The organism is Leadbetterella byssophila DSM 17132 (assembly GCF_000166395.1).
GTDB lineage: Bacteria > Bacteroidota > Bacteroidia > Cytophagales > Spirosomataceae > Leadbetterella > Leadbetterella byssophila.
The window spans coordinates 3,967,260-3,991,673 of record NC_014655.1 but is presented as its reverse complement, the minus strand read 5'-3'; the positions used below and the strand labels follow the sequence as shown (position 1 = coordinate 3,991,673).

The following is a 24,414-nucleotide window of genomic DNA, read 5'->3' as shown; positions in this document are numbered from 1 at the left end:
ATCAATTAACACTTACCGGTTGAGTAGCCGGTAGCGTAGCATTTCTAATGGCTATTTTCTGCGCTAGTTTCTCTGCCACATTCATGAATGCAGAAGTAACTACCTCATGCTCGTCCATGGTAACCGGGCGTCCCTCATCTCCACCTTCTCTGATGGCTTGAACGATGGGAATTTGGCCAAGTAACTCTACTCCAAATTTGTCTGCCAATTGCTGACCCCCACCCTCACCGAACAGATAATACTTATGGTTTGGTAATTCTGCTGGAGTAAAATAGGACATGTTTTCAATCACCCCTAAGATAGGCACATTGATGTTACCTTGGCTAAACATAGATCCGCCTTTGGTAGCATCTGCGGTAGCCACTTTTTGAGGTGTGGTAACTATCACAGCTCCTGAAACAGGAACGGTTTGTACTAGTGTCAAGTGAATATCACTGGTACCCGGCGGCATATCCAATAATAGATAATCTAATTCTCCCCAATCTACGTCCCCGAAAAATTGCTTCAAGGCTTGACTAGCCATAGGTCCTCTCCAAACCACCGCTGAATCAGCAGGCGTTAAGAAGCCTATAGAGATCATTTTAATTCCGTATTGCATGATAGGAGAAATAAAGTTCTTCCCATCTTTGACAGATACTAAAGGTTGTAGATCTTCAGCTCCAAACATGATAGGAATGGATGGACCGGAAATATCTGCATCCAAGATTCCAACTTTCGCTCCTGCCTTTTTAAGCGCCATGGCCAAGTTAACGGTAACGGTAGATTTACCTACCCCACCTTTTCCGGAAGATACGGCAATGATGTTCTTCACGCCGGGCAACATAATGCTCTTCTGAGCATTTGCCGTGACGTCAGAAGTCATTTGAATATTGATTTCAAAGTCTGTGCCTAAATCCCTTTGCAAGGCTTCAACACAACGCTGACGAATCAATTCCTTTAAAGGACAAGCAGGAGTGGTTAAAACCACGGTAAAACGTACCTGATTTACCCCTACTTCTATGTCCCTGATCATATTTAGCGTCACCAAATCCTTTTTCAGATCCGGTTCCTCTACAGTACTTAAAGATGCTAATATCTTTTCTTTTGTGATAGAAAACTCACCCATGAATAATAATTGCGGTATACTTTTACAACAGACCTACGCATTGGGAAGTTCAGCCTTAACCTCTTCCCATTCTTTAGTAACATCAAAATAGGGTCTGAACGTTTCTATTTTCTTCAGTAAATTATTCAAAAATGCTATATGGCTCTCAGAGCCCGGCTGCAAAGGCCTATGCTGGATACCTTGGATAATTTTCGACCAATTTTCCGATATTTTCTTGGCGTTGTCTTCCACTAGGCACTCCATAAAGAGGGAACAAATGAAATGCTCTGCTTGAGTGCTAGGATGGATGAGATCCTCTTTGTAATACCTATAATCTCGTAGCTCATCCAGCATGACTTCATAGGCCGGGAAATAATGTACTTGGGTAGAGGTGATTAGGTCACAAAGAACTCGTAGCAGAGACTTTGATAGGCTGTTCTCCACTACACCATCTTTGATATGTCTTACCGGGCTGACGCTGATCAGGAATTGAATATCAGGTGTGACAGTTCTGATCAAATGAAATCCTTCTTCAAAAACTGAAATCTGCTCTTGCAGAGATAGTAGTCTTTTCTGGAAAAGTTTTGCGGGCTGTTTTTGGCAATTATTCACTATTTCCTCTTCAAAGGTATAAACATAGCTTGTTCCGAAGGTGAGAATCATCAGATCAGCACCTTTTAAATGTTCTAAGAAGGTTGCTGCCGCTAGATTGATCTTATCCCAAAGATCTTCTTTGGACACTCCATAAAAGGAGGAATGCAGGTCATAATGAAAGAAAAGTCCATCCTTCTCAACGAAATGTTTATCAGAAAGGGGTTTAGCTCCGAGGGCATGTTTCCATAGATTTACAATGGAATAAAGGTTATATACCGTTCCAAAAGGATTACTCAAAACTTCGAATTTTCGATTACTTAAGAATTCTCCTACTACTTCTGAAAAACAAGAACCCATGGTAATGATCCCTGAGTGATGATTCAGACGAAACGGGTACTCTTTAAAATTAACTTCTGTCTTTAATGATATGGTCTTCCTACTTAGCATCTCCCTCATCCTTAATAAATAAATACAATGTAAAAATACCGCGTGCCATGAAATATTTTTAATTTTGCAACTTTAATTATAAAAATGCTTCCTTATGAATTTATTTGAGAGTTTTGATGAAATCGTCAATGACGAGTTTATTGAAAAATTCAAATCCTACACCTCCACAACTCACGGTGACCTAAATGTGACGGTAAAAGGTATCTTTTATACCCTTTTAGCGGGCATGCTACGTAAGACATATAGCGACATGAGCGCGAACATGCTTTACAATCAGATTCAAGAAAATGCGAAGAGAATTGACCTTCCTGAGAATCTTGCAAGCATATTTAGCCAACCATCTGTAATTAGCAAGATTGAGGCAGACGGATCTAAAATTATTTCACAGGTATTTCCGGCTTATAAAAGCCCTCTTCTGAGTATGGTTAGCACCTATTCAGGAGTAAGCAAAAGCACTACATCCTTAGGCGCAAATATCATAGCCAATGTTCTGGTAGTGATGTTTAGTAAGGATATGGACAAAGACCAAATGGTCAAAATCTTAAGGGAGCACCATGAACCATTGATCAAAGCCATACCGGAATCATTACTAGAAAAAATGATTCCTTCTTTGGGACTTCATGAATTATTGGGTAGCAAACCTACTCCTATAAAAAAGGTAGAAACTCCGAATGCCCCAAAAGTTAAGGAGGAGACCCCTGCTAAAGCACCTGTATATCCTGAAATTCAGAAAGAGTCTTCAGGAGCGGGAATATGGATAGGCGTTCTACTAGGAATCCTGATTCTAGGCGGTGGAGCCTATTGGTATTACACCCAGAATGGAGGCTTCAATTTCTTTAGCAAGAAAGAAGTTCCGGTTGAAAGTGTTGAGACTCCTGTAGAAGAGGAAATAGCAATAGAAGAACCCAAAGTTGAAACTACAGAAGTGAAGGTAACTCCTTCACCAATAACAGAAAGTGAGTTTTCGGCATTTAAAAAATATATTTTAAATAAATCTGAGGCAGCAGGTAAGGAATTTGAATTTAAATCTATTAATTTTGTAACGGATTCTGTTACCCTTCACTCGACTTCAGTAGCTGTCATAGATAGTATAGCTACACTAATGAAAGAAAACTCCAGACTACAAGTTAAGATTACAGCCTTTTCTGCATCAGGAGATACTCCTTTTAACAATAAGCGCGCATTTGCCGTTAAGAGAGTGTTGACAAAGAACGGAATACCTGCAGTCAGAATAGATGCCGTATCTGGAGGTAAGGGTGGTGATTCTCCAAAAATTAAAGTGATAACTAAATAAAGAAACTAATAAACACGTCAGGATAAATACTCTATAAATATTGTGAGAAACATTGAAATGGAAACACTTTTAGGGTTTCCATTTTTTTTGCCTAAACTACACATCAAAGCCTGTGACTTTTGCGTTTAATCTATAAAAACGAATGGCTTTCCTACTGCTTATACTATTACAAATTGTCCCCAGAAGCGAATATTTACAGTTGGTTAATGAAATCAGAGCGGCGGGTTGTGAGTGTGGAAATCAGTATTTCCCTGCCGCCCCTCCGGTAGTTTGGAACTCCACTTTAGAGAAGACGGCTCGCTTGCATAGCGAGGACATGTATAAACGAAATTATTTCTCTCATATCTCCAAAAGAGGTAAAACTCCGGGCGACCGATTAAAAGCTCAGGGCTACCGTTTCTTCAGCTACGCAGAAAATATTTTTTTCGCCAGCGGATATACACCTACTCCTACTGAAGTGGTGCTGGCATGGAAAAATAGCCCTTCCCACTGCAAGAATGTAATGAATCCCGCCCTAAGGGAGATGGGAGTGGGTATTTATCAAGGTTATTACACACAATTATTTGGAACTAGGCAAACTAAATGAAGAATAAATTTGTAATATTGTAGTACTAATGGTTTACAGATGGAAGATTTAAATGTAAAAGTGGAGCAAGCCCTGGATAATATACGACCGTACCTCATTGCAGATGGTGGGAATGTGAAAGTGTTGGAGATAACCGAGGATAAGGTAGTAAAACTGGAGTTTACAGGATCTTGCGGCTCTTGTCCTATGTCCTCCATGACGTTCAAAGCCGGCCTAGAAGAAGCCATCCTAAAGAATGTGCCTGAGATTAAGAGCGTAGAGGCAGTTAACGTGGCGTTGGATACCTATTGATCATCATTCTTGTAAGTGATAGCGGGTTGCCTTTGATATCGTCAGATGGCAACTTTTTGCATTATTAACAGCCACATAATCACTATGGACAAAAAAATTAAAGTAGGAATTTTTTTTGGTGGACAGTCGAGAGAAAGAGAAATTTCTTTCCTCGGTGGACGTACCGCTTATGAGCATCTGGACAAACGCTTTTTTGAGCCGGTTCTTATCTTTGTAGATAGTTTAGGCAACTTTATACACGTAGAACCTTCCATCTTAAACGAAGCTGATATTCGTAGCTTCTACCCTTCCAAGAATCAGAATAATGGATACAAAGTTTATATAGAATCTCTGGGACCATTAAAAGTCTCTCAGTTGTATAAACTCATCTATAAAATAGGCTCACAAGTCAAAATAGAAGAATTAAAGTCCTATATGGACTTTGCATTTGTAGTAATGCATGGCCCATCTGCTGAAGATGGCAGCATCCAGGGTCTATTAGAGTGGCTGAATATTCCTTACCTGGGCCCTGGCATATTAGGTTCAGCTGTAGGCATAAACAAGCCTTTCCAAAACAAACTGATGGCCTATGCTACGGGCCAGGAAAAGAAATATCTTACCATTAGCAAAAGAGAATGGAATACTAGTGATAGATCTAAACTATTCTCCAGTGTAATTGCAAAACTTGGATTTCCATTTGTAGTTAAAGCTCCGCATCAAGGATCTTCTATAGGAGTAGCTATAGTGCGAAAAAGAAGTCTGGAAGAATTCTCCAAAGCCATGTCCCAATGCTTCTTTGAAACCTTTATAACAAAGAAAGAATGGGATAAACTTTCTCCTCGCAGAAAGAAAAACGTCATGGAGAAGATGAGCAATCTGGATGAGGGCATAGGTTTTCCAGTAGTCTTAGATGGAGAGCAAATCTACCATCCAGCTACACTTCTAAAGAAGTTAGACGAGTACTTGACTCAGCATGAAGTAGCGCAGCTAAACAGCGTAAACGGAGAAGACTATGTCTTGATTGAAGAGTTTATCAGCGGTCAGGAATTCTCTTGCGGAGTTATACAAGATGACGAAGGTAGAGTTCTACCTTTACCTCCCGCTGAGGTATATGGAGAAACGGCCACTTTTGACTTTAAAGCCAAATACAAGAGCACTGTCAGCAAAAAGCGAATACCGGTTAAAACCTCTGATGCTAACCTAGAGAAGATACATGAAGATGTATTAAAAGCATTCGAAGCCACAGGTATGAGCGTGATTTGCAGAATTGATGGTTTCATTACAGAAGACGATGTCGTGGTTCTACATGACCCGAATACCTTACCGGGAATGTCTCCATCTTCCTTCATCTTTAAACAAATGGCGGAAGTAGGATTTAATATCACCAACTCTCTGACATACTTCATTCGTCAATCTCTAATTGAAAGAATAAGAAGCGGGAAAAATCAGTTTGAAGTACAGCAACTTCTAAACCACCTTAGTACCCAAATCAAAAACGCTCCCGCTCGTAAGCGCCTTGCCGTACTATTTGGAGAAAACGAAAAGGAATTCATACTGGCGAAGAAAGTATACAATGAACTTTGCGGAAGCGAGGAATACGAACCTGTACCGGTATGTGCTGCATTAAACGGATCCAGATATATTATTCCTCTGAATCTAATGTACAAGCCAGATATCAATGAATTTGGTACGGCTATAGCCACGCCTAAGCACCCTTTCATTCAGAAAAACATTGAACTGGTAAAACAAGTGAGAGCATTCTATGCTGGGGAAGTGGACTTCTCCGTAAGAAAGGTTTCAGAACAGGATTATAACCAAATTTTCAAACATACATACGACTGTCTAACCGGAGAACTGCATTGATGGGAAAAGTATATGTGGTGTGGAAAGGCAGGGAGACGGGCATTTTAGAAGATTGGGATAGCTGCAAGAAAAGTGTAGAAGGCTTTGAAGGAGCTCAATACAAATCCTTCAAAACCCGCAGAGAAGCAGAAGAAGCCTTGAAGAAAGGCTTTTTTAAATCTGTTCAAGCCCCTAAACCAAGTATCAAACAACCCTTGCCAAATTTCCCCGCATGGGTTGTGGATGCGGCATGGAATACCAAAACGGGAGATATGGAATACCAGGGCGTAGACCTTCTTACACGGAAAAAGTTATTCCACAAAGGCCCCTTTCCTGATGGCACCAATAATATCGGAGAATTTCTAGCAATAGTGCATGCTTTAGCTTTGTTACATAAACATGGCTCAGATGCACCTATCTTCTCTGACTCAAAGACAGCCATTTCCTGGGTAAAAAAGAAACAAGCAAATACTAAGCTGGAAAGAACTCCTAGAAATGGGGAGCTCTTTGTACTCTTAGAAAGAGCAGAACACTGGCTCCGAACTCACCCCTTTCAGAACAAGATCTTGAAGTGGGAAACGGAATGGTGGGGTGAAAATCCGGCAGATTTCGGTAGAAAGTAATGTTTAGATTCAAGCAGTTTATGGTTAGGCAGGAAAGATCTGCCATGAAGGTCTGTACTGATTCCTGTCTATTTGGGGCATTGATAGAAGCCTCCGATGCTAAAAGAGCCCTAGATATTGGAACAGGAACCGGACTCCTAAGTCTGATGGTGGCACAGCGTAACCCCTCTTTAATTATTGACGCCGTAGAGATTGATTCAGGCGCAGTACAAGACGCTACAGAAAATGTTCTGGACAGCCCATTCGCTTCAAGAATAAAGGTATTCTATGAAGACATTAAAGATTTTGTTCCAAAGGAGAAATATGAAGTGATATTTTGTAATCCTCCCTTTTATGAGAATAGGCTCTCCTCCCCGGACCCTAAGAAGAATTTGGCACATCATGCCTCACTCCTAAAATGGAAAGAAGTGAGTGAATGTGCCAAAAGACTACTCGCAGAAGACGGCAAACTGTGGCTCCTCCTACCTCCTTTTGAAATGGAGCAATTCAGAAGCCAATCGCCTGAATGGCAGACAGAAAAACAATACTTGATCAGACATCGGAAGGACAAGCCCATATTTCGGGAAATCGCTTGCTATTCACTAAAAAAACCGTCTTCCACTCTAGTGGAAGAGTGGAATATTTATGAAAACGAGAAATATAGTGGTATCTTTGCCGAGGTTCTGAGAGACTATTATCTCCTCTTTTAAAAATGGACATATCCGTAGTTATCCCTCTATATAATGAGGCCGAATCTTTAAGAGAATTACATGCCTGGATCAAGCGTGTAATGGAGAATCACGCCTTCTCTTATGAGGTTCTTTTTATTGATGATGGTAGTAATGATGATTCTTGGAATATCATCCTGGACTTAGCAAGGAACAACCCCGAGGTAAGAGGTTTTAAGTTTGCTAAGAATTATGGAAAAACAGCCGCTTTACAAACGGGCTTTAATGAAACCCAAGGTCAGGTGGTTATTACTATGGATGCCGATCTACAGGACAGTCCGGATGAAATACCTGAACTGTATAAGATGATCACAGAGGATGGATATGATCTCGTTTCCGGCTGGAAACAAAAGAGATATGATCCCATCACTAAAACTCTGCCTACAAAACTCTTCAATGCCACCACCCGAATGATTCATGATATCCCTCTTCATGACATGAATTGCGGACTAAAGGCATACAACAGCAAAGTAACCAAGAATATCATCATTTACGGTGAAATGCACCGCTACATTCCGGTAGTAGCCAAATGGAGTGGTTTTGGAAAGATAGGCGAAAAAGTAGTGCATCATCAGGCACGAAAATACGGTCACACAAAATTTGGATTGGAACGCTTCTTTAATGGCTTCCTGGATTTATTGTCGATCACCTTTGTGAACAAATTCGGGAAGAGCCCTATGCACTTCTTTGGATTGTTTGGGATTCTGTCCTTTTTAGGAGGCTTAGCTATTGCAACCTATTTGATTGGAGAAAAATTGTATAGTATTTATAACCATCAACCTTATCGTAACGTTACTGATAACCCACTATTCTTCTTGGGATTAACTGCCGCCCTCATAGGATCGCAGATGTTCCTAGCCGGATTCTTAGGCGAGTTATTAGTTAGAAATAGCGTTAAAAAAGATGAATACACCATAGCCGAGAAAACTTAAAGAAAAACTATAATGAAAAAAGCAGTTTATTTATTACTCCTATTATTTACCATCAGCGCGTGCAGCAAAGACAAAGACCCCAAGCCTGCAGATAATGTTAAAGGAAACTGGGCATTACAGACAGGTGAAGTTAAGATGAACATTTTTGGATCAGATTCTACTAATGCCTTAGATTTTAGCGCCGGGGGAATATATATTCAAATCAAAGAAAATGGCGAATTTGAATCTAATTTAGCCATAGATATGGATTCAGAGGGATTTTTTGGAAAGACCAGTATTTATCAATCCACTTACACTTTAGAAGGAGATTATATTGAGTTTAAAATTGCAGCTACTAACGTTGCTAATAAAATCCCAATAAAAGTAAAAATCATAGATGCTAGAAACAATGAACTTCATTTAAAAATGTCGAAACCTGAGATTCTAGAAGCCTTAAACTCCTTATCTCAGTACGTAGAATTAGCGGACGACCTTTTTATAGTAAGTCTTTTTACAAGTTTGGATATTATTCTTAACTTCACAAAATAAAAAATAGGGGCTTAAGCCCCTATTTTCTTGAGTTTGGTTATTTACTAGATATATAAAAAAAAGTGCGTCAGATTTTGATTTGTCGCATTTTTTTGTGAGATTTATATCTAGTTATACGACTAGACATGGGATATCCGACGAAAATTCAATTAATTAAGAGAGCCAAGAGTGAGCAGTGGTACGTAAATTTTCCTGCTGCTGTTGCGCAAGCCATAGAGTTCCAGCAAGGAGAAGTGGTGGAATGGGTGATTGACGATCATCAACGTTTGGTTCTACAGCGTAGTGACGACTCTGTAAAAGAGCTTAAAAAAAAACTCCCAAGGAAGGTCTAATTTGTTCTTTTCGGGAATTATTTGAAAAGTGCTTACCAGCGTTTAATCAACTTAGAACCTTTGAGCGAGCTCGGACTCTTGCTTTAGGTGTTTTATCGTGTGTTGGCCGATGTACTATTACGGGAATGGTAACGGCCAGTGGTGCTCAGTTCTTGGACTGGTCGGCTACCTATCGCCTTTTTAAGGGCAGCCGAATGAATATGAGCAAGATATTTGGCTGTATACGCAAAGAAGTAGTACTTACTAACGGTTGGGAGCATCCTTATATTTATGCTCATATGGACGATACATTACTACGTAAACGAGGAAAGAAAATCTTCGGAACGGGTTGGATGCGTGATCCACTTGGTCCGCCATTTAGCAGTAATTTTGTGTGGGGGCAGCGTTTTATTCAAGTGTCTTTATCGCTACTAGAAAAGGGAGTGTTTGGGCCTTCTCGAGCAATTCCTGTTGACTTTACCCATTGTCCACCAGTAAAAAAGCCTACTAAAGGCGCTGACGAGCAAACCACAGCTACTTTTTTGCAACAACACAAGAAAGAGAAGATGAGTGCAGTAGGTCTGCAGCGTATCCTCTCTCTAAGAGAAGATTTAAATGCGGACGGTTTTTCTAATAAGAAGGTGGTGTTAAGTGTTGATGGTAGTTACACCAACGAAACGGTAATAAAAAAGCTGCCAGCCGGAGTGGAATTAATAGGGAGAATAAGAAAAGATGCAAAGCTATTTTCTCCTGCCGAAGTAAAAATAAATCAAAGGGGAAGAAAACCTTATTTTGGAAGAGAGTTACCTACACCAGAACAAATACGGCAAAGTCCAGAAATACCATACCAAAAGATAGAAGCATGGGCAGCAGGTAAAAAACGAGTCTTTGAGGTGAAAACACTAAAAAATGTTAGGTGGAGGAAATCCGGGGAGCGAAACCTGATGCTAGTCATTATTCGTCCAGTTAGTTACCGACTTACAAAAAGCTCCAAATTACTTTACCGAAACCCTGCCTATCTAATTTCTACCTCCCAGCATATAGATATCCAATTACTTGTACAGGCTTACATTAGAAGGTGGGAAATAGAGGTAGGCTTTCGTGATCAAAAAACATTGATCGGCTGCGGACAGGCACAAGTGCGTGAGAAAACAGCTGTCGAGAAAGTGCCACAATTTATATCAGCATGTTATGCAATGATCTTACTGGCAGCTCACAAATCAAACGAAAAAAAATCGCAGCAACTTCCAGGAACTAAATGGTACAAAAACGCAAAAAGAAAAAGAATTACCACAGGAGATTTACTCAATCGTGTGAGAATGGAAAACTGGCTTGAAAGTGTACAAATTAATTTAACCGACTTCGCAAAACTCCAACAAAAAATGGCAAAGTTGGGTAAAATCAACAATCCAGCAATCGAAGCTATATTTTACAACAGAAATTAGCCAAAGAGGAGAAAATAGGGGCTTAAGCCCCTATTTTAATATCCATACCATTCCTCCCACCAGTTTTTCAGATTCTTTTTGATCTCATTCTCTCTGGCGTTTTCACCCGGTTGGTAAAACTTAAATCCTTTCAGATCCTCCGGAAGAAAATCCTGTTTAACGAAGTGCCCGGGGTAATCATGCGAATACTTGTATCCTTTCCCATACCCTATTTGTTTCATTAACTTGGTAGGTGCATTTCTCAAATCTACAGGTACCGGAAGATGTGAAGTACGTTCTGCCACTTCCATGGCATGATTAATGGCATTATAAGCCGCATTTGACTTAGGAGAGGTGGCTAAATAGATCGCCGTCTGTGATAAGATAATTCTACTTTCCGGATATCCAATTTTCATCACTGCATCCATACATGCATTCGCCACCATCATAGCTGTTGGGTTAGCAAGTCCTATATCTTCTGAAGCAGCTATCAACATTCTCCGAGCTATAAACTTCACATCCTCTCCGGCAACAAGCATTCTAGCCATCCAATATAAGGCTGCGTTTGGATCTGAACCTCTAATGGACTTGATAAAGGCCGAAACTATATCATAATGCTGTTCTCCGGATTTATCATATCTGGCAAAATTCTTTTGAACCAGGCTTTCTACAGTCTCATCATCTATTTTGATAGGGTCATTACCCTGCTGGGCTAGAATCACAAGTTCCAATAGGTTAAGCAACTTCCTCCCATCACCACCACTATGCCGGAAAAGGGAATCTGTACCTATGACTTCTATGGGTAGTGTTTTCAGCAATTCGTCCTCACTTAATGCCCTATCCACTAAGCACCGAAGCTCTTCCTGTCCAAAAGCTTCTAATATGTACACTTGGCACCTACTTAGGAGTGCTGAATTTACTTCAAAAGACGGATTCTCAGTAGTGGCTCCTATCAAGGTAACCTTACCCTTCTCTACTGCTCCTAAAAGCGCATCCTGCTGAGATTTATTGAAGCGATGAATTTCATCTATGAAGAGTATAGGCGGAAATAATCCGGACGGTCTAGCTAAAACCTCCCGTAAATCCTTTACACCTGCTGAGATAGCACTAAGATTATGAAATTGTCTTTTACTTACTTCAGCGATAAGAAAAGCCAAAGAGGTTTTACCCACACCCGGAGGACCCCATAAGATCATGGAAGGTAACATACCTGATTCTATAGCCTTTCTCAACGGCTTACCAGGCCCTAATATATGTTCCTGCCCCACGTACTCGTCCAGATTACGGGGACGGATTCTCTCTGCTAAAGGAATGGAATGATTCACACCCAAATTTATACTTTTCAATACAGAATTCCATTCGAATACCTGTATATTTGACAAGATAAAAAACCAACCTATGGACTCACGCTATGATACCATGAAATACCGCCGATCCGGTAAAAGTGGTTTACTCCTTCCTGAAATATCTCTAGGATTATGGCATAATTTCGGTGGAGTAGATATCTATGAGAATTATAGAGAAATCCTATTAACAGCATTTGACAAAGGCATCACCCATTTTGATCTGGCCAATAATTACGGCCCTCCACCTGGCTCAGCGGAAGAAAACTTTGGCAAAATCCTAAAAAAAGACCTTAGATCATACAGAGACGAATTAATCATTTCCTCAAAGGCTGGTTACAGAATGTGGCCTGGACCCTACGGTGAATGGGGCTCAAGAAAATATCTCATTTCATCCTGTGACCAAAGCCTGAAACGAATGAAATTAGATTACGTTGACATCTTCTATTCCCATAGACCTGATCCAAGAACACCTTTGGAAGAAACTATGGGGGCTTTGGATAGTATAGTTCGACAAGGGAAAGCCATATATGTGGGATTGTCCAATTATGACCCGGAGCAGACCCGACAAGCAACGGCCATTCTTAAAGAATTAGGTACACCTTGTTTGATTCACCAACCGAAGTACTCCATGTTAGTCAGAGATCCTGAAAATGGCTTATTGGACGTATTGAAAGAAAAAGGAATAGGATGTATTCCTTTCTCGCCTTTAGCGCAAGGGCTTCTTACCCACAAGTATCTAAACGGTATTCCTGAAGATTCCAGAGCAGCCAAGTCTACAGGATTTCTACAAAAAGAAGAAGTTACACCGGAAACGATACAGAAAATTCAGAAACTAAATGAAGTGGCGCAGAGAAGAGGCCAAACTTTAGCGCAGATGGCTATCAGTTGGCTACTCAAAGACCCTCGAATAACCTCTGTTCTTATAGGCGCATCCAGAACTTCCCAATTATTAGATTCCTTGGAAGCCTTAAAGAACAAAGAATACAGTAATGAAGAATTAGTACAAATCGAACAAATATTAAACTTATGAAATACCTCTCATTATTCCTCCTAAGCGTCATCTTTGTATCATGTAAAGTGGAAGGCCCTCAAGGTCCTGCCGGAGCAGATGGTAAAGACGGCAATGCGAATGTTAAAACACAAATCATTACAGTAAGTCCATCTAACTGGCAAGGAGATGGTTTCGCTTGGGAAGCTAGGAAGGCTTCTTCTATTATAACTGCAGACATAGCCACGAACGGGGCTGTACTTTGCTACCTACAAGGCAATGATGGCGTATACACACAAATCCCATTCTCCTACACGGATTATTGGGTAGATGAAGGGGGACAGGCATTCTTATACAATTCTCACCTCTTTTTCCAATACGGCACAGGGATGGTCAACTTTATCCTGCAAGACGATGATGCCCAAACCCCTGCTCCGCAAAGCAATATGGTATTCAAGGTAGTCGCCATTGCCTCCTCAGAGTTAGTGGCCGGTTTGAATACCAAGAACTATATGGAAGTTGCAGAGGCTTTAAACTTATAATAAAAATGCCCCCAATTAGTATCTAACTTTTTGGGGGCACTCTATACTATTGGGGGCATATCTTATTTCTTAGGCTTAGGAGCGATAATTACATTCAGCCTTTTACCTTCTAATTTTGGCGGAGCTTCAGGCTTTCCTAAGTCGGAAAGAGCTTCAGTAAACCTTTCTAAAAGTTTAAACCCTTGTTCTTTAAAGACAATCTGTCTACCTACAAAGTGCACGTAAGCTTTCACTTTGGAGTTCTCTTTTAAGAAGTTTTCTGCATGCTTTAATTTGAACTCATAATCATGATCATCTGTCTGAGGACCAAATCTGATCTCTTTAATGACTGTTTTAACTTGCTTGGCTTTGAGTTCTTTTTGTTTCTTTTTCTGCTCGTATTTGAATTTAGAGTAATCTACGATCCGGCAAACCGGTGGCGCGGAATTAGGTACGATTTCTACTAAATCCAAGTTCTGTGCTTTAGCAATTTCCAAAGCTTTTACAAAAGGAACAACTCCTTGCTCCACGTTCTCCCCTACTAATCTGACCTCCTGTACTCCTCGGATTTTCTCGTTAATTCTGTGTTCGTCCTCTTTTCTAACCGGTGGACGCATCGGTCTTCTCATGTTTTTTGCCATATAAAATTTTAGAAGTCGATTCTCCCTCTGGAAAATCGACCAAATTTATTACTTACTTTTTAATTATTCCCAAAAGTGGGGATATTTTTATTTATCTCATTTTTAGCAAATTCAATAAACTCTTGAACAGAGAAGGATCCTAAATCCCCTTCGCCTTTCTTACGAACGGATACTCTACCTTCCTCTTGTTCTTTCTCACCTACTATTAACATCAATGGAACCTTCGCCACTTCAGCATCTCTGATCTTTCTACTGATCTTTTCTGCTCTATGGTCTATGTAGCCACGGATGTCATTTTCCTGAAGGATCAAGAATACTTCATTTGCGAAGTCTTCATACTTTTCAGAAATAGGTAGCACTGCAATTTGTTCCGGAGACAACCAGAATGGGAAGTTACCGGCCGTATTTTCCAACAAAATAGCGATAAAACGCTCCATCGAACCAAAAGGTGCACGGTGGATCATCACAGGTCTGTGTTTCTGATTATCAGAACCCACATATTCTAAATCAAAACGCTTAGGTAGGTTATAGTCAACCTGGATAGTACCCAGCTGCCACTTTCTGCCTAAAGCATCTTTCACCATAAAGTCTAATTTCGGCCCATAGAATGCCGCTTCTCCGTATTCTACTACCGTTTTAAGACCTTTTTCTGCAGCAGCATTTACTATAGCCTTCTCTGCTTTGTCCCAATCTTCATCAGAGCCAATGTATTTACTACGGTTCTCCAGACTACGAAGAGAGACCTGTGCAGAATAATCATCAAAACCTAAAGATTTGAATACATAAAGAACCAAATCAATTACCTTTTTGAATTCATCCTCTACCTGATCATTCGCACAGAAAATATGCGCATCATCCTGAGTAAAGCCTCTTACGCGAGTTAATCCGTGAAGTTCACCGCTTTGTTCGTATCTATAAACAGTTCCAAATTCTGCCAAACGTAATGGAAGGTCTCTATAAGATCTTGGTTTAGATTTAAAGATCTCACAGTGGTGAGGACAGTTCATAGGTTTTAGCATAAACTCCTCTCCTTCTTCCGGTGTCTTGATGGGTTGGAAAGAGTCCTCACCATACTTGTCCCAGTGACCAGATGTTACGTACAACTGCTTACTACCAATATGTGGAGTAACTACAGGCAGATAGCCGGATCTTAACTGAGCCCTTTTCAGGAAATTCTCCAATCTCTCTCTCAGCATAGCACCTTTCGGCAACCATAAAGGTAAACCCTTACCCACCTTTTCAGAGAAAGTGAAGATTTCAAGCTCTGCACCAAGTTTACGGTGGTCTCTACGCTTTGCTTCCTCAAGCAAATGAAGATACTCTTCTAATTCTTTTGCTTTAGGGAAAGTCACACCGTATACCCTGGTAAGCATCTTATTGTTTTGATCTCCTTTAAAATAGGCAGCCGCAGCGTTCATGATCTTAGCGGCTTTTATAAATCCTGTGTTAGGGATATGTGGCCCTCTACAAAGGTCTGTAAAGTTTCCTTGACGGTACAAGGTAATTTGTCCGTCTTCCAAACCTTCCAGTAGATCTAATTTATATTCATCTCCTTTCTCCTCAAAGTATTTTAAAGCATCTGCTTTACTAATGGGAATTCTTACGTATTCATTCTTCTGACGTGCTAATTCCAACATTTTGTCTTCAATTTTCTTGAAGTCATCAGAGGAAATAGGCTTACCGTTTGTATCTACGTCATAATAAAATCCATTTTCCACCGGAGGCCCTACCCAGAATTTAACGCCAGGATAAAGGGCTTCTAAAGCCTCAGCCATAAGGTGTGCAGAGGAATGCCAGAAGGTTGATTTACCTTCAGCATCATTCCAGGTCAAAAGAGAAAGAGTCACGTCTTCCGTCAGAGGCGTGTTTGCATCCACAACTTTGCCATTCACTTTGGCAGCTAATACATTACGGGCTAAACCTTCACTGATGGAAAGCGCCACTTGATAGGGGGTAGTACCCTGTTCGAATTCTCTGATACTTCCGTCGGGAAGTGTAACTTTGATCTCCATTATCGCTTATTTCTCGTAGAATCTCTACTATTTAATAATCTCTTTTTTGGCAATTGTTTCAAATCCATCTGCAGCATTCTCGGATCTTCCTCCTCCTCTTCTTGTGGAGCATTGAACCTATCGTTACCAGATTCAATCCTATAATTTACTGCATTCAACTCCGCTTTTAAAGCCGTATTATCCGGTATGGCTTCCAGAGCTTTTATCAAATAATACTTAGCCGCAGGCAAATTTCCCTGAGCCACATAGGCCCTAGAGGCTTTTAACCTAGCTACTGCATTATTCGGCTCTAACTCAGCCCACCTATTGTACTGAGCAAAAGCTGCAGGGTAATTTTTCTTTCGAAAATATAGATTCCCTATTCTTTCATAAACCTCAGTACGCTCTGGTTGGTTCCTTAAAAAGGATCTATATACCACAGCGGCACTATCGAGTAAACCTGCATTTTCCAAAATCAAGCCTTTGTTAAACTCTAGCTCGGAATTTTCAGGGAACCTGGCTATGGCTAATTCATTGAAATATAGAGCAGAGTCTACTTGCCTTGATTTCAGATAGATCTTGATCAATTCATCATAATGTTCAAACAAATCAGATCTAAAACTTAATGCTTTTTTATAATTTCTTATGGCTGTCACAGTATCTCCCATAAGGGCAGAATACTTTCCTCTAGCCCTGAACACTTCCCCATAATAAGGATATATACTTTCTGCTTTCTTAAAGTACAACTCAGCTTTCTGGTAATTCTTTTGATCCAAATAAAGATTTCCTATCAAAGTAAAAAGTTCCGGTGTCTCATAATCCTGATCTTCCGCAAATAAGGCATTTTCTAATGCATTTGGCTTACCTGCTTTGTAAAGGATAGCACTTTTGAGATAAAGTATCTCACCGGAATTGGGATTCAGACGCTCTGCTCTACTGATATCTATGAGCGCTTCATCATACTTTCCCAACTTATATTGCCAATACGCACGCCTATAATAAGGCGCGGCATTACTGGGATTCGACTTGATACTTTCAGATAGTTGTTCCAAAATCACGTCTACTCCTTCCTTCTCCACTTCAGGAATATTATATGCCGATCTAGAGCTGTCAGAACAGCTCCAAAGCGAAAAAGAAAAAACAAAGAATAGAATTAACCTCATAAAAAGCCGAAAGTACGCAAAATTCAATATTTTTTGCTTAAGTATGAAACAAATACCTTAAACTTTTAATTGGCAATTCCAGCAGAAATGGCCGTAAGAAAGAAGGTTTTACGGGTTTGAGTATAAGGAATTGGCCTCTTTTTTTTGCCGGTACCCTTTACTTGTTGAGCTTCCATCTTACTCTGTGTGCCTATCCCCAAAAAAACATTATCATACCAATGCAAAACTTGTCGGTACCCCGGCACAAAGGATGAGGGCTTATCTTCTGAAAGTGCATAAGCTATAGGTCGGGAGCCAATATTGAAGTTGCGCACCCAAAGTTTTCCATTACCTACATATGCTACTGCTCCTGCAGAATTCAAAGCGAAAGGTTGAGCCCCTTTCGGAGTCTGTAGCTTCAAAGGCAGAGTGTGCCTTTGTACCATTTCATCAAATACGGTAAAAACTTGAGCTGTGCTGTATTCCCATCCCATAGCCAAGCCTGATTTGTCAGTAATGTTCGTATAAAATGCTCCTCCCATCAGGGAGCCCTCTTCAGATGCTATAGGATTTACCAGTTTATACTCTGCAGCTTTCAAATATTTTGCATTCTTATCTCCCAGGACCTCTAAAAATGGAGTGAAGAATTGAGGCGAATTTTTCACCTCCCGAATAGAACTAATAAAGACACCTCTGTTTCCGTCCGGCTCTTTGTACACACCTATTACATGATCTCCTGCTCTTCTTCCATTCATAGGAAATTTACCGCCTGTAGGAACAATTACCTTCTTGCTTAGTATTTCACCTGACGAGCTTAAATGTGCGTAGACCACTTGGGTACTTTTGACATACTCCCCTTTTTTCTTCTTCTCATTGCTATATCCTAAGGTCTTTTCCAAAGCCAAAACCTCTATATGCTCACCAATTTTTACCTCCTGGATCTCCAGATTACCTTTCCACTGGGTATGCACTAAAATGCCATTTTCTCCATCGAATACAAATAGACTTAGTCCCTCTTTGTCTGTACCCACTAAAATCATCTGCCCATTCAGTATACCTATCCCTTTGTCTACAAAATAATCCCTCAATTCAAATCCTTTCCTTTGATATTCTCCCGTATTTATATCAAAATCTATCCATTGGTAGTACATTCCGGAAGTCTCAGAAAAAAGGAGTGCAATTCTATGGTCATACAAAGTGTATGATTGGGGGCCCTCTTCCGTATCAAAAAACAGTTCTTGCTCCCATACCTTTCTAAGATCTGTGGTATATCTGACCACTTTAAATCGAGTTTGATCTTCTTTTAGTATAAGAATTAATCCTTCCTTGTTCAAACTTATGGCCTGGTACCAGCCTGGACTGCCCACTATTTCCAGTTGGGCAGAATGCAGAATCTGCGCCTGAGCTGCACTAAAAAAGAACAGAAGGAGAATCAACTTTTTCATTTAAGGAATAATTTTTTGAATGAAGCAGACGTGTTGACCGTCCTTCTTCATTACTCCCCAATTAAAGTAAACATCATCATACCAATGTTCAAAGTTAGAAAACTCTGACTTCTTATTTGCAAATTGAAGATCAAGGCTTTCCGGATCAAATTCTCTCTGAGCTAGACTTTGTCCTCTAAGTGATATTTCGTTCACTTTTAACCTCTTGCTTTCACTGTAAAGAGCAATAGTCTTATCCTCCGTTTGGCTGACTTTCAAATGCGATTGCAGGTCATAATACTTGATATTCTTATAAGCATAAGCCTGATCCCAGGCTAAGGTTCCGTCAGGAGCAAGGGCAAAAATCACCCCTTCTAAGTATTTGAACCCATCAAACACTTGAGAGTTTCTGTAGGGGTAACCGTACCAATTAGAGAACATGCCATAGTAATTATACAGATAAGGTCTACCCCAATACATGCTGGGAGCAAAACCATAATAACCGTAATTCCTACTTCTATATTCGGGTTGGAATAGCTCTCCTACCACCAAGGTATTTTCCCCAACAAATTGCAGACCGGAAATGAACAACCTATAATCAAAATTATATTCTCTGCCTTGATTTTTCTTTTTCTCTACCTGCTTATCCAGACGCTCCTTTTGCCTTTCGCTCATGAAGCTAAACAAGTTTTTAAAAGCCGAAAAATTATAGTAATTCGTTTTGTTTACGGATAACTTATGGACGAAGATCCCTTGAGAAGAAGGAATACTGTTGCTATTTGTCTTTGCTAAACCATAGTTTCCTACTAAAAGAGGGCCATCTACATGCTCAAAGTATTTAGCAGACAAAAAGATATTATCCTCTTTTGCTGGAATATTATTAGAGCTAAGCACCTTACCGTTATAATCCATCTCTCTAAAAACTAGCTCATTGGACTTTTTGGTTTGATGGATAAAGGTAGCATAGATGGTTTTGTCAGCTACATGAAGGGCTTGTAATTCCAAAGTGCCCTTGGAGCCTCCGCTTACAAATTTCGGGGAGGAGCCAGGGACAGTCTCAAGAATGGCCAAAAAAGGTTCATTCTTCACAGCTCCACCTAAACATATCACCTGGTCATTAGCCGCAAAGAATCCATACTGAAAACCTTTGGACAAGGGAAAATCAAAACGTTGGAATGCAGCGAAGGCTGAAGAAATCTTTAGCAAAATAAAGTTTCTAGCGTCCTTTGGTTCCAAGATTATATAGAGAAAACGCCCGTCGAAATACTCGTCGATATAGTTCGTCTTTTCGGGAATTTCCGTACGGGTTTCCCATTGTTTATTCAGGTCAGTATCCCATTTTTGAATCCTCAAAACCCCTTCAGAGGACTTATCCAGAAGAATAATCCCACTATCTTTCAGGTTAACTGCACGTACTTGGTTCGAGTTTCCCGGAACCGGAATGTTAACAATATTTTGAGCAAATGTTGGAGCGACTAACCCAATAAGTAAAAAGAGAAAGATTTTAATTCTCATCTGCTAAATCCATTACACGATCAAATTCTGTAGGAGTTACGGGGCTCACTGAAAGTCTTGAAAGACGGACGATAGCCATTTGTTGTAATACCGGATCTGCTTTGATTTGTGCTAGGCTAACAGGTTTATTTAGCTTCTTAACGGGCACTAAATCTACTACCACCCATTTTGGATCATCAGCTGTAGGGTCCGGATAATGCTCTTTTGTCACCTTTGCCAAGCCCACAATCTCAAGGCCTTCATTTGAATGATAGAAGAATACCAAATCTCCTTCTTTCATAGCCTTTAGATTATTACGAGCAGCATAATTTCTGACTCCATCCCACATATCTCCTCCTTTACTAACGAAGGTGTCCCAAGAAAATTTAAAGGGTTCTGATTTAACTAACCAATAATTCATAATCTATCTTCTCACTATTTAAAAATTCAACTTTCCAGGTATGGTCAGCCAGTAGATGTACGGTAGCCAGAAAACGATTATAAGGAAATTTCCTTCCCCACTCTGTAGGTCCCACCATAGACAGCACATCCGTACCATCCTTCTTTTCATACAAAAAATAAGAACTGTTGATAACCGGCTCAAAGCTCATTTGCGCCTGATATATGCGCTCAGAAATATCAATGCGCTCCACAATCTCCTGGGCTTGCTTTTTAAGCAACTCAATTTGCCTATAGATTTTCTCCAATGCGTCCTGAGTTTGTTGCCGCATGGCCATTTGAGCTTTGCCTTTTACCTTACCCATATCCTCCGGACGTATAACTGCACTACCGGCCGTATGGGCATAAGTGATTAAGCCTGGATCCTTTGCTACATTCTTATTTTCTACAGCATTACTTTCCATACGGTAAAAATACATTCAAAAAATACCCGCCGTACTGGCTACCTTTCAGTTTTTTTTATGATTTTTGAATTTTGGACCTTTAATTCAACTTTCCTGATGAAAAAAGCACTTATTCCACTACTGGCTCTCTTCTTACTAAGTTGTGAAGAAGGCACCCTTCCTGATCCCTCTCCCGGGAATCCGGATGCACTTAACTTGTCTCTGGACTTAGATCATAGTGAATATTCAAAACTACGTACAGTAGGACAATCACACCTTTTAGTGAAAGAAAAAATCATAGTGGCTAGGATAGAAGGGAATAACTTTAAAGCAGTATCCGGCTACTGCCCTTCAGATGGAATTACTCCTATTACATATAATTCTAGCAACAAAACATTTAGTTGTTCCAAAGACAATATAACCTACGATCTAGACGGAAAAGCTAAAAGTGGCGGAAACCACTTAACTGCTTATAAAGCTTGGTTTGTAGTGAACAATTCTAATGGAATCGTTCGAATTGCAGAAAATTAAAAAATTTTATACCCTAACATATTAAAGTGAAAAAATTAGAACAAACCTGGAGATGGTATGGACCGGCGGATGGTGTTACTCTCCAAGATGTGAAACAAGCGGGAGCAACAGGAATAGTAACGGCTCTCCACCATATTCCTCATGGAGAAATATGGCCTGTAGAAGACATTCTTCAAAGAAAAAAAGAAATCGAAAGTGAGGGACTGACCTGGTCCGTAGTAGAAAGTGTTCCGGTGCATGAATCCATTAAAACGAGGACCGGAAATTATGAGCACTATCTAAGAAATTACAATCAGAGCCTAAAGAATTTAGCTCAATGCGGCATAAAAACCGTATGCTATAACTTTATGCCTGTACTCGACTGGACGAGGACACAATTAGACCTCACTATGAAAGATGGATCAAAAGCGCTGTATTTTGACTGGGCAGATTTGGCCGTCTTTGACATCTATCTTTTGAAAAGAAAAAATGCTGAAGGAGATTATCCTAGTGAAATCCAGCAAATAGCAGCAGAGAGAAATCAAAATTATACTGCTCAAGAAAAAGAAGAGCTACAAAAAGTTATCTTAATGGGGATTCCGGGAGAAAAAGATATAGAACCGGAAGAACTCTTAAAAAGTATTTCCGTTTACGAGAACATTGGAAGAGAGGGTTTGAAAGAAAATCTTCAATTCTTCCTCGAGAGCATAGCGGAAACTTGTACCTCTGAAGGCATCCATATGACGATACACCCGGATGACCCTCCATATCCCATATTAGGACTCCCTAGAATAGCTAGTGGTTACGAAGACTTTGATTACATTCTTAAATGTGTGGATCAACCTTTCAATGGTGTTTGCTTCTGTACCGGTTCTCTTGGTGCTGGTAAACAGAATGATCTACTTTCCATATTTGAAAGAGTTAAGTCAAGAGTTTACTTCGCTCACCTTAGAAATGTAAAGAAGGATCAATGGGGCAATTTCTATGAGGCTGACCATCTAGACGGTGACGTCAATATGTATGCTATCATGAAAGCACTCGCCACAGAAAATCAGTTGAGAAGTACTCCTATTCCTTTCCGTCCGGATCATGGACATCAGATGTTAGATGATCTACATAAAACCTCTAATCCGGGCTACTCTGCTATAGGCAGACTTCGTGGTTTGGCGGAATTACGTGGACTAGAATTAGGAATTTTAGGAGCATGACCTATGATGCTATTGTAGTGGGTTCCGGCCTCTCTGGAGGCTGGGCCGCTAAAGAGTTATGTGAAAAGGGACTTAAAGTCTTATTGATTGAGAGAGGCAGGGAGGTTAAGCACCGGGAGGATTATACCACTGCCATGAAGGAAGCCTGGCAACTGGAGCACCGGGGCAAAATGGACCTTCAAACCCGAAAAGACTACTGGGCCAATGTACGTACAGGATACACAGCTAATGAAGAGCATCGACACTTCTTCACCAAGGACATTGACCATCCTTATAAGGAATCTAAGCCGTTTACTTGGGTAAGAGGCTACCAAACTGGCGGGAGATCATTAATGTGGGGTAGACAGTCGTACCGATGGTCAGATCTGGATTTTGAAGCCAATGCCAAGGAAGGCATAGGGATAGATTGGCCCTTAAGATATAAAGATCTTGCTCCTTGGTATTCCTATGTTGAGAAGTTTGCGGGTATCAGCGGTCAAGCTGAAGGATGGGACAGTCTCCCTGATGGAGAGTTCCAGCCAGCCATGGAAATGAACTGTGCAGAGAGGGAAATCAAACAAAGATTAAGGGGCAAGTACCCTATGACCATAGGAAGGGTAGCTCACTTAACCCGACCCACAGAAGAACAAAAGGAACTAGGCAGGACATCTTGCCAATTTCGCAACAAATGCATGAGAGGATGCCCGTATGGGGCATATTTCAGCACGCAATCTGCCACTCTACCTGCAGCTATGCGAACAGGCAACTTAAGTATAGTACATAAGCAGGTGGTCTTTCAAGTTATCTTTGATGATGCTACAGGAAAAGCCACGGGAGTAAAAGCTCTGCATGCTGAAACCGGAGAAGAAACGGAGTTTTTTGCTCGACTTATCTTCTTAAATGCCAGTGCCATCAATACAGCCTGGATCATGATGCAGTCTACTTCTAAAACCCATCCAAACGGACTGGGAAATGAGAGTGGGCAGTTGGGAAGAAACATCATGGACCATCACAAGTCGAAAGTGGTATCCGGAATACTGGAAGGTTTAGAAGACAAATACTACTTCGGCAAAAGACCTAATGGAATTTATATTCCCCGCTTTGTGAATTTAGGTCATGACAAAAGGGACTTTTTAAGAGGTTTTGGTTATCAGGGAGGAGCATCCAGATCTGCCTTAGGAGGACAAGATTTGATAGGAGAGAAATTAAAAGGTAAGTACGCACTCTTAGGACCCTGGCAATTCTCTTTAACAGGTTTTGGGGAAATCTTACCTAATGAAAATAACTATTTCACCTTAAGCAAGGAAACTGATAAATTAGGTTTACCTTTGGTCGATTTTCACGCGGAGCTGGGAGAGAATGAATACAAGATGAAGGAATGTATGCTTCAGGAAGCCATGAATCTGATGGACATAGCAGGAATCAAGAATATACGAGCTTATGATTCTCAAAAGTCCATGCCGGGAATAAGTATACATGAGATGGGAACGGCCCGAATGGGGCATTCTCCTAAAAACTCGGTATTAAATAAACATAATCAGGTGTGGAATGCACCAAATGTTTATGTAACAGATGGGGCCGCCATGGTATCTTCTTCTAATGTTAATCCTTCTTTGACCTATATGGCCTTAGCCGCCAGAGCCGCTGATCACGCTGTTCAGGAAATGAAAAAAGGAAACCTATAAA

General features: G+C 40.5%; 25 protein-coding genes. 15 read left to right on the top strand and 10 right to left on the bottom strand.

Annotation, left to right across the window (positions count from 1 at the left end; all coding sequences use genetic code 11):
* Position 1 precedes the first annotated feature (1 nt).
* Together LBYS_RS17695 and LBYS_RS17690 are read right to left on the bottom strand one after the other, a co-directional pair.
* Entirely contained in the window at positions 2-1,105 is a 1,104-nt protein-coding gene (locus tag LBYS_RS17695; RefSeq protein WP_013410212.1) for an Mrp/NBP35 family ATP-binding protein, read from the bottom strand.
* Between the two features lie 33 nt (positions 1,106-1,138).
* Positions 1,139-2,134, bottom strand: a complete 996-nt coding sequence (locus LBYS_RS17690) for a GSCFA domain-containing protein (protein ID WP_049781404.1) — start codon at positions 2,132-2,134, stop codon at positions 1,139-1,141.
* 85 nt (positions 2,135-2,219) lie between these two features.
* Here LBYS_RS17690 and LBYS_RS17685 point away from each other — a divergent pair, with 85 nt between their 5' ends.
* From LBYS_RS17685 to LBYS_RS17640, 10 genes are all read left to right on the top strand, one after another.
* A complete protein-coding gene (locus LBYS_RS17685; RefSeq protein WP_013410210.1) occupies positions 2,220-3,419 on the top strand; it encodes a DUF937 domain-containing protein in 1,200 nt (399 codons plus the stop codon).
* Positions 3,420-3,561: 142 nt separating this feature from the next.
* Positions 3,562-4,005, top strand: a complete 444-nt coding sequence (locus tag LBYS_RS17680) for a CAP domain-containing protein (RefSeq protein ID WP_013410209.1) — start codon at positions 3,562-3,564, stop codon at positions 4,003-4,005.
* Between the two features lie 39 nt (positions 4,006-4,044).
* Positions 4,045-4,296, top strand: coding sequence for a NifU family protein (locus LBYS_RS17675; RefSeq protein WP_013410208.1), 252 nt, complete (start codon positions 4,045-4,047; stop codon positions 4,294-4,296).
* Positions 4,297-4,380: 84 nt separating this feature from the next.
* On the top strand, positions 4,381-6,138 hold the full coding sequence (locus LBYS_RS17670; protein WP_013410207.1) for a D-alanine--D-alanine ligase family protein: 1,758 nt from the start codon (positions 4,381-4,383) through the stop codon (positions 6,136-6,138).
* Entirely contained in the window at positions 6,138-6,740 is a 603-nt protein-coding gene (locus tag LBYS_RS17665) for a ribonuclease H1 domain-containing protein (RefSeq protein WP_013410206.1), read from the top strand. The genes LBYS_RS17670 and LBYS_RS17665 overlap by 1 nt, the downstream gene beginning before the upstream one ends.
* On the top strand, positions 6,740-7,429 hold the full coding sequence (locus LBYS_RS17660; protein ID WP_013410205.1) for a tRNA1(Val) (adenine(37)-N6)-methyltransferase: 690 nt from the start codon (positions 6,740-6,742) through the stop codon (positions 7,427-7,429). Before LBYS_RS17665 ends, LBYS_RS17660 begins: the two co-directional genes overlap by 1 nt.
* A gap of 2 nt (positions 7,430-7,431) precedes the next feature.
* Entirely contained in the window at positions 7,432-8,379 is a 948-nt protein-coding gene (locus tag LBYS_RS17655; RefSeq protein WP_013410204.1) for a glycosyltransferase family 2 protein, read from the top strand.
* A gap of 12 nt (positions 8,380-8,391) precedes the next feature.
* Entirely contained in the window at positions 8,392-8,907 is a 516-nt protein-coding gene (locus LBYS_RS17650) for a hypothetical protein (protein ID WP_013410203.1), read from the top strand.
* Between the two features lie 125 nt (positions 8,908-9,032).
* Entirely contained in the window at positions 9,033-9,239 is a 207-nt protein-coding gene (locus LBYS_RS17645; protein ID WP_013408218.1) for a hypothetical protein, read from the top strand.
* Positions 9,239-10,663, top strand: coding sequence for an IS701 family transposase (locus LBYS_RS17640; protein WP_083794560.1), 1,425 nt, complete (start codon positions 9,239-9,241; stop codon positions 10,661-10,663). The genes LBYS_RS17645 and LBYS_RS17640 overlap by 1 nt, the downstream gene beginning before the upstream one ends.
* Positions 10,664-10,698: 35 nt before the next feature.
* On the opposite strand, the gene LBYS_RS17635 is transcribed toward LBYS_RS17640, so the two are convergent.
* Positions 10,699-11,967, bottom strand: coding sequence for a replication-associated recombination protein A (locus LBYS_RS17635; protein ID WP_013410202.1), 1,269 nt, complete (start codon positions 11,965-11,967; stop codon positions 10,699-10,701).
* Positions 11,968-12,040: 73 nt separating this feature from the next.
* Here LBYS_RS17635 and mgrA point away from each other — a divergent pair, with 73 nt between their 5' ends.
* Both mgrA and LBYS_RS17625 read left to right on the top strand, forming a co-directional pair.
* Positions 12,041-13,018, top strand: coding sequence for an L-glyceraldehyde 3-phosphate reductase (gene mgrA / locus LBYS_RS17630; RefSeq protein ID WP_013410201.1), 978 nt, complete (start codon positions 12,041-12,043; stop codon positions 13,016-13,018).
* The gene (locus tag LBYS_RS17625; protein ID WP_013410200.1) at positions 13,015-13,518 is read left to right on the top strand and encodes a hypothetical protein; all 504 of its coding nucleotides are present in this window, start codon (positions 13,015-13,017) and stop codon (positions 13,516-13,518) included. Before mgrA ends, LBYS_RS17625 begins: the two co-directional genes overlap by 4 nt.
* Positions 13,519-13,580: 62 nt before the next feature.
* On the opposite strand, the gene infC is transcribed toward LBYS_RS17625, so the two are convergent.
* The 7 genes from infC to LBYS_RS17590 form a co-directional block, all read right to left on the bottom strand.
* A complete protein-coding gene (infC, locus tag LBYS_RS17620; protein WP_041824959.1) occupies positions 13,581-14,126 on the bottom strand; it encodes a translation initiation factor IF-3 in 546 nt (181 codons plus the stop codon).
* 71 nt (positions 14,127-14,197) lie between these two features.
* Positions 14,198-16,150, bottom strand: coding sequence for a threonine--tRNA ligase (gene thrS, locus LBYS_RS17615; protein WP_013410198.1), 1,953 nt, complete (start codon positions 16,148-16,150; stop codon positions 14,198-14,200).
* On the bottom strand, positions 16,150-17,292 hold the full coding sequence (locus LBYS_RS17610; RefSeq protein WP_013410197.1) for a tetratricopeptide repeat protein: 1,143 nt from the start codon (positions 17,290-17,292) through the stop codon (positions 16,150-16,152). The genes thrS and LBYS_RS17610 overlap by 1 nt, the downstream gene beginning before the upstream one ends.
* Positions 17,293-17,357: 65 nt before the next feature.
* On the bottom strand, positions 17,358-18,716 hold the full coding sequence (locus tag LBYS_RS17605) for a hypothetical protein (protein WP_013410196.1): 1,359 nt from the start codon (positions 18,714-18,716) through the stop codon (positions 17,358-17,360).
* Positions 18,717-20,210 (bottom strand): hypothetical protein, encoded by a 1,494-nt coding sequence (locus tag LBYS_RS17600; protein WP_013410195.1) that lies wholly within the window; start codon positions 20,208-20,210, stop codon positions 18,717-18,719.
* Positions 20,200-20,610 (bottom strand): EVE domain-containing protein, encoded by a 411-nt coding sequence (locus tag LBYS_RS17595; protein ID WP_013410194.1) that lies wholly within the window; start codon positions 20,608-20,610, stop codon positions 20,200-20,202. Before LBYS_RS17595 ends, LBYS_RS17600 begins: the two co-directional genes overlap by 11 nt.
* Complete coding sequence (locus LBYS_RS17590; protein WP_013410193.1) at positions 20,591-21,052, bottom strand: DUF2452 domain-containing protein; 462 nt, start codon at positions 21,050-21,052, stop codon at positions 20,591-20,593. Before LBYS_RS17590 ends, LBYS_RS17595 begins: the two co-directional genes overlap by 20 nt.
* Positions 21,053-21,148: 96 nt before the next feature.
* On the opposite strand from LBYS_RS17590, the gene LBYS_RS17585 reads away from it, so the two are divergent.
* From LBYS_RS17585 to LBYS_RS17575, 3 genes are read left to right on the top strand one after another with little or no spacing between them, the layout of a single operon-like run.
* Positions 21,149-21,562 carry a Rieske 2Fe-2S domain-containing protein gene (locus LBYS_RS17585; protein ID WP_013410192.1) on the top strand — a complete coding sequence of 138 codons (414 nt, stop codon included), beginning with the start codon at positions 21,149-21,151 and terminating at the stop codon, positions 21,560-21,562.
* Positions 21,563-21,588: 26 nt separating this feature from the next.
* Positions 21,589-22,749, top strand: a complete 1,161-nt coding sequence (gene uxuA / locus LBYS_RS17580; protein WP_013410191.1) for a mannonate dehydratase — start codon at positions 21,589-21,591, stop codon at positions 22,747-22,749.
* Complete coding sequence (locus LBYS_RS17575; RefSeq protein WP_013410190.1) at positions 22,746-24,413, top strand: GMC oxidoreductase; 1,668 nt, start codon at positions 22,746-22,748, stop codon at positions 24,411-24,413. Before uxuA ends, LBYS_RS17575 begins: the two co-directional genes overlap by 4 nt.
* Position 24,414 lies beyond the last annotated feature (1 nt).

Bases quoted from the DNA above. Each gene is read 5' to 3' on its own strand.
- LBYS_RS17695 (WP_013410212.1), bottom strand. From the start codon at position 1,105: ATGGGTGAGTTTTCTATCACAAAAGAAAAGATATTAGCATCTTTAAGT.
- LBYS_RS17690 (WP_049781404.1), bottom strand. From the start codon at position 2,134: ATGAGGGAGATGCTAAGTAGGAAGACCATATCATTAAAGACAGAAGTT.
- LBYS_RS17685 (WP_013410210.1), top strand. From the start codon at position 2,220: ATGAATTTATTTGAGAGTTTTGATGAAATCGTCAATGACGAGTTTATT.
- LBYS_RS17680 (WP_013410209.1), top strand. From the start codon at position 3,562: ATGGCTTTCCTACTGCTTATACTATTACAAATTGTCCCCAGAAGCGAA.
- LBYS_RS17675 (WP_013410208.1), top strand. From the start codon at position 4,045: ATGGAAGATTTAAATGTAAAAGTGGAGCAAGCCCTGGATAATATACGA.
- LBYS_RS17670 (WP_013410207.1), top strand. From the start codon at position 4,381: ATGGACAAAAAAATTAAAGTAGGAATTTTTTTTGGTGGACAGTCGAGA.
- LBYS_RS17665 (WP_013410206.1), top strand. From the start codon at position 6,138: ATGGGAAAAGTATATGTGGTGTGGAAAGGCAGGGAGACGGGCATTTTA.
- LBYS_RS17660 (WP_013410205.1), top strand. From the start codon at position 6,740: ATGTTTAGATTCAAGCAGTTTATGGTTAGGCAGGAAAGATCTGCCATG.
- LBYS_RS17655 (WP_013410204.1), top strand. From the start codon at position 7,432: ATGGACATATCCGTAGTTATCCCTCTATATAATGAGGCCGAATCTTTA.
- LBYS_RS17650 (WP_013410203.1), top strand. From the start codon at position 8,392: ATGAAAAAAGCAGTTTATTTATTACTCCTATTATTTACCATCAGCGCG.
- LBYS_RS17645 (WP_013408218.1), top strand. From the start codon at position 9,033: ATGGGATATCCGACGAAAATTCAATTAATTAAGAGAGCCAAGAGTGAG.
- mgrA (WP_013410201.1), top strand. From the start codon at position 12,041: ATGGACTCACGCTATGATACCATGAAATACCGCCGATCCGGTAAAAGT.
- LBYS_RS17625 (WP_013410200.1), top strand. From the start codon at position 13,015: ATGAAATACCTCTCATTATTCCTCCTAAGCGTCATCTTTGTATCATGT.
- infC (WP_041824959.1), bottom strand. From the start codon at position 14,126: ATGAGAAGACCGATGCGTCCACCGGTTAGAAAAGAGGACGAACACAGA.
- thrS (WP_013410198.1), bottom strand. From the start codon at position 16,150: ATGGAGATCAAAGTTACACTTCCCGACGGAAGTATCAGAGAATTCGAA.
- LBYS_RS17610 (WP_013410197.1), bottom strand. From the start codon at position 17,292: ATGAGGTTAATTCTATTCTTTGTTTTTTCTTTTTCGCTTTGGAGCTGT.
- LBYS_RS17605 (WP_013410196.1), bottom strand. From the start codon at position 18,716: ATGAAAAAGTTGATTCTCCTTCTGTTCTTTTTTAGTGCAGCTCAGGCG.
- LBYS_RS17600 (WP_013410195.1), bottom strand. From the start codon at position 20,210: ATGAGAATTAAAATCTTTCTCTTTTTACTTATTGGGTTAGTCGCTCCA.
- LBYS_RS17595 (WP_013410194.1), bottom strand. From the start codon at position 20,610: ATGAATTATTGGTTAGTTAAATCAGAACCCTTTAAATTTTCTTGGGAC.
- LBYS_RS17590 (WP_013410193.1), bottom strand. From the start codon at position 21,052: ATGGAAAGTAATGCTGTAGAAAATAAGAATGTAGCAAAGGATCCAGGC.
- LBYS_RS17585 (WP_013410192.1), top strand. From the start codon at position 21,149: ATGAAAAAAGCACTTATTCCACTACTGGCTCTCTTCTTACTAAGTTGT.
- LBYS_RS17575 (WP_013410190.1), top strand. From the start codon at position 22,746: ATGACCTATGATGCTATTGTAGTGGGTTCCGGCCTCTCTGGAGGCTGG.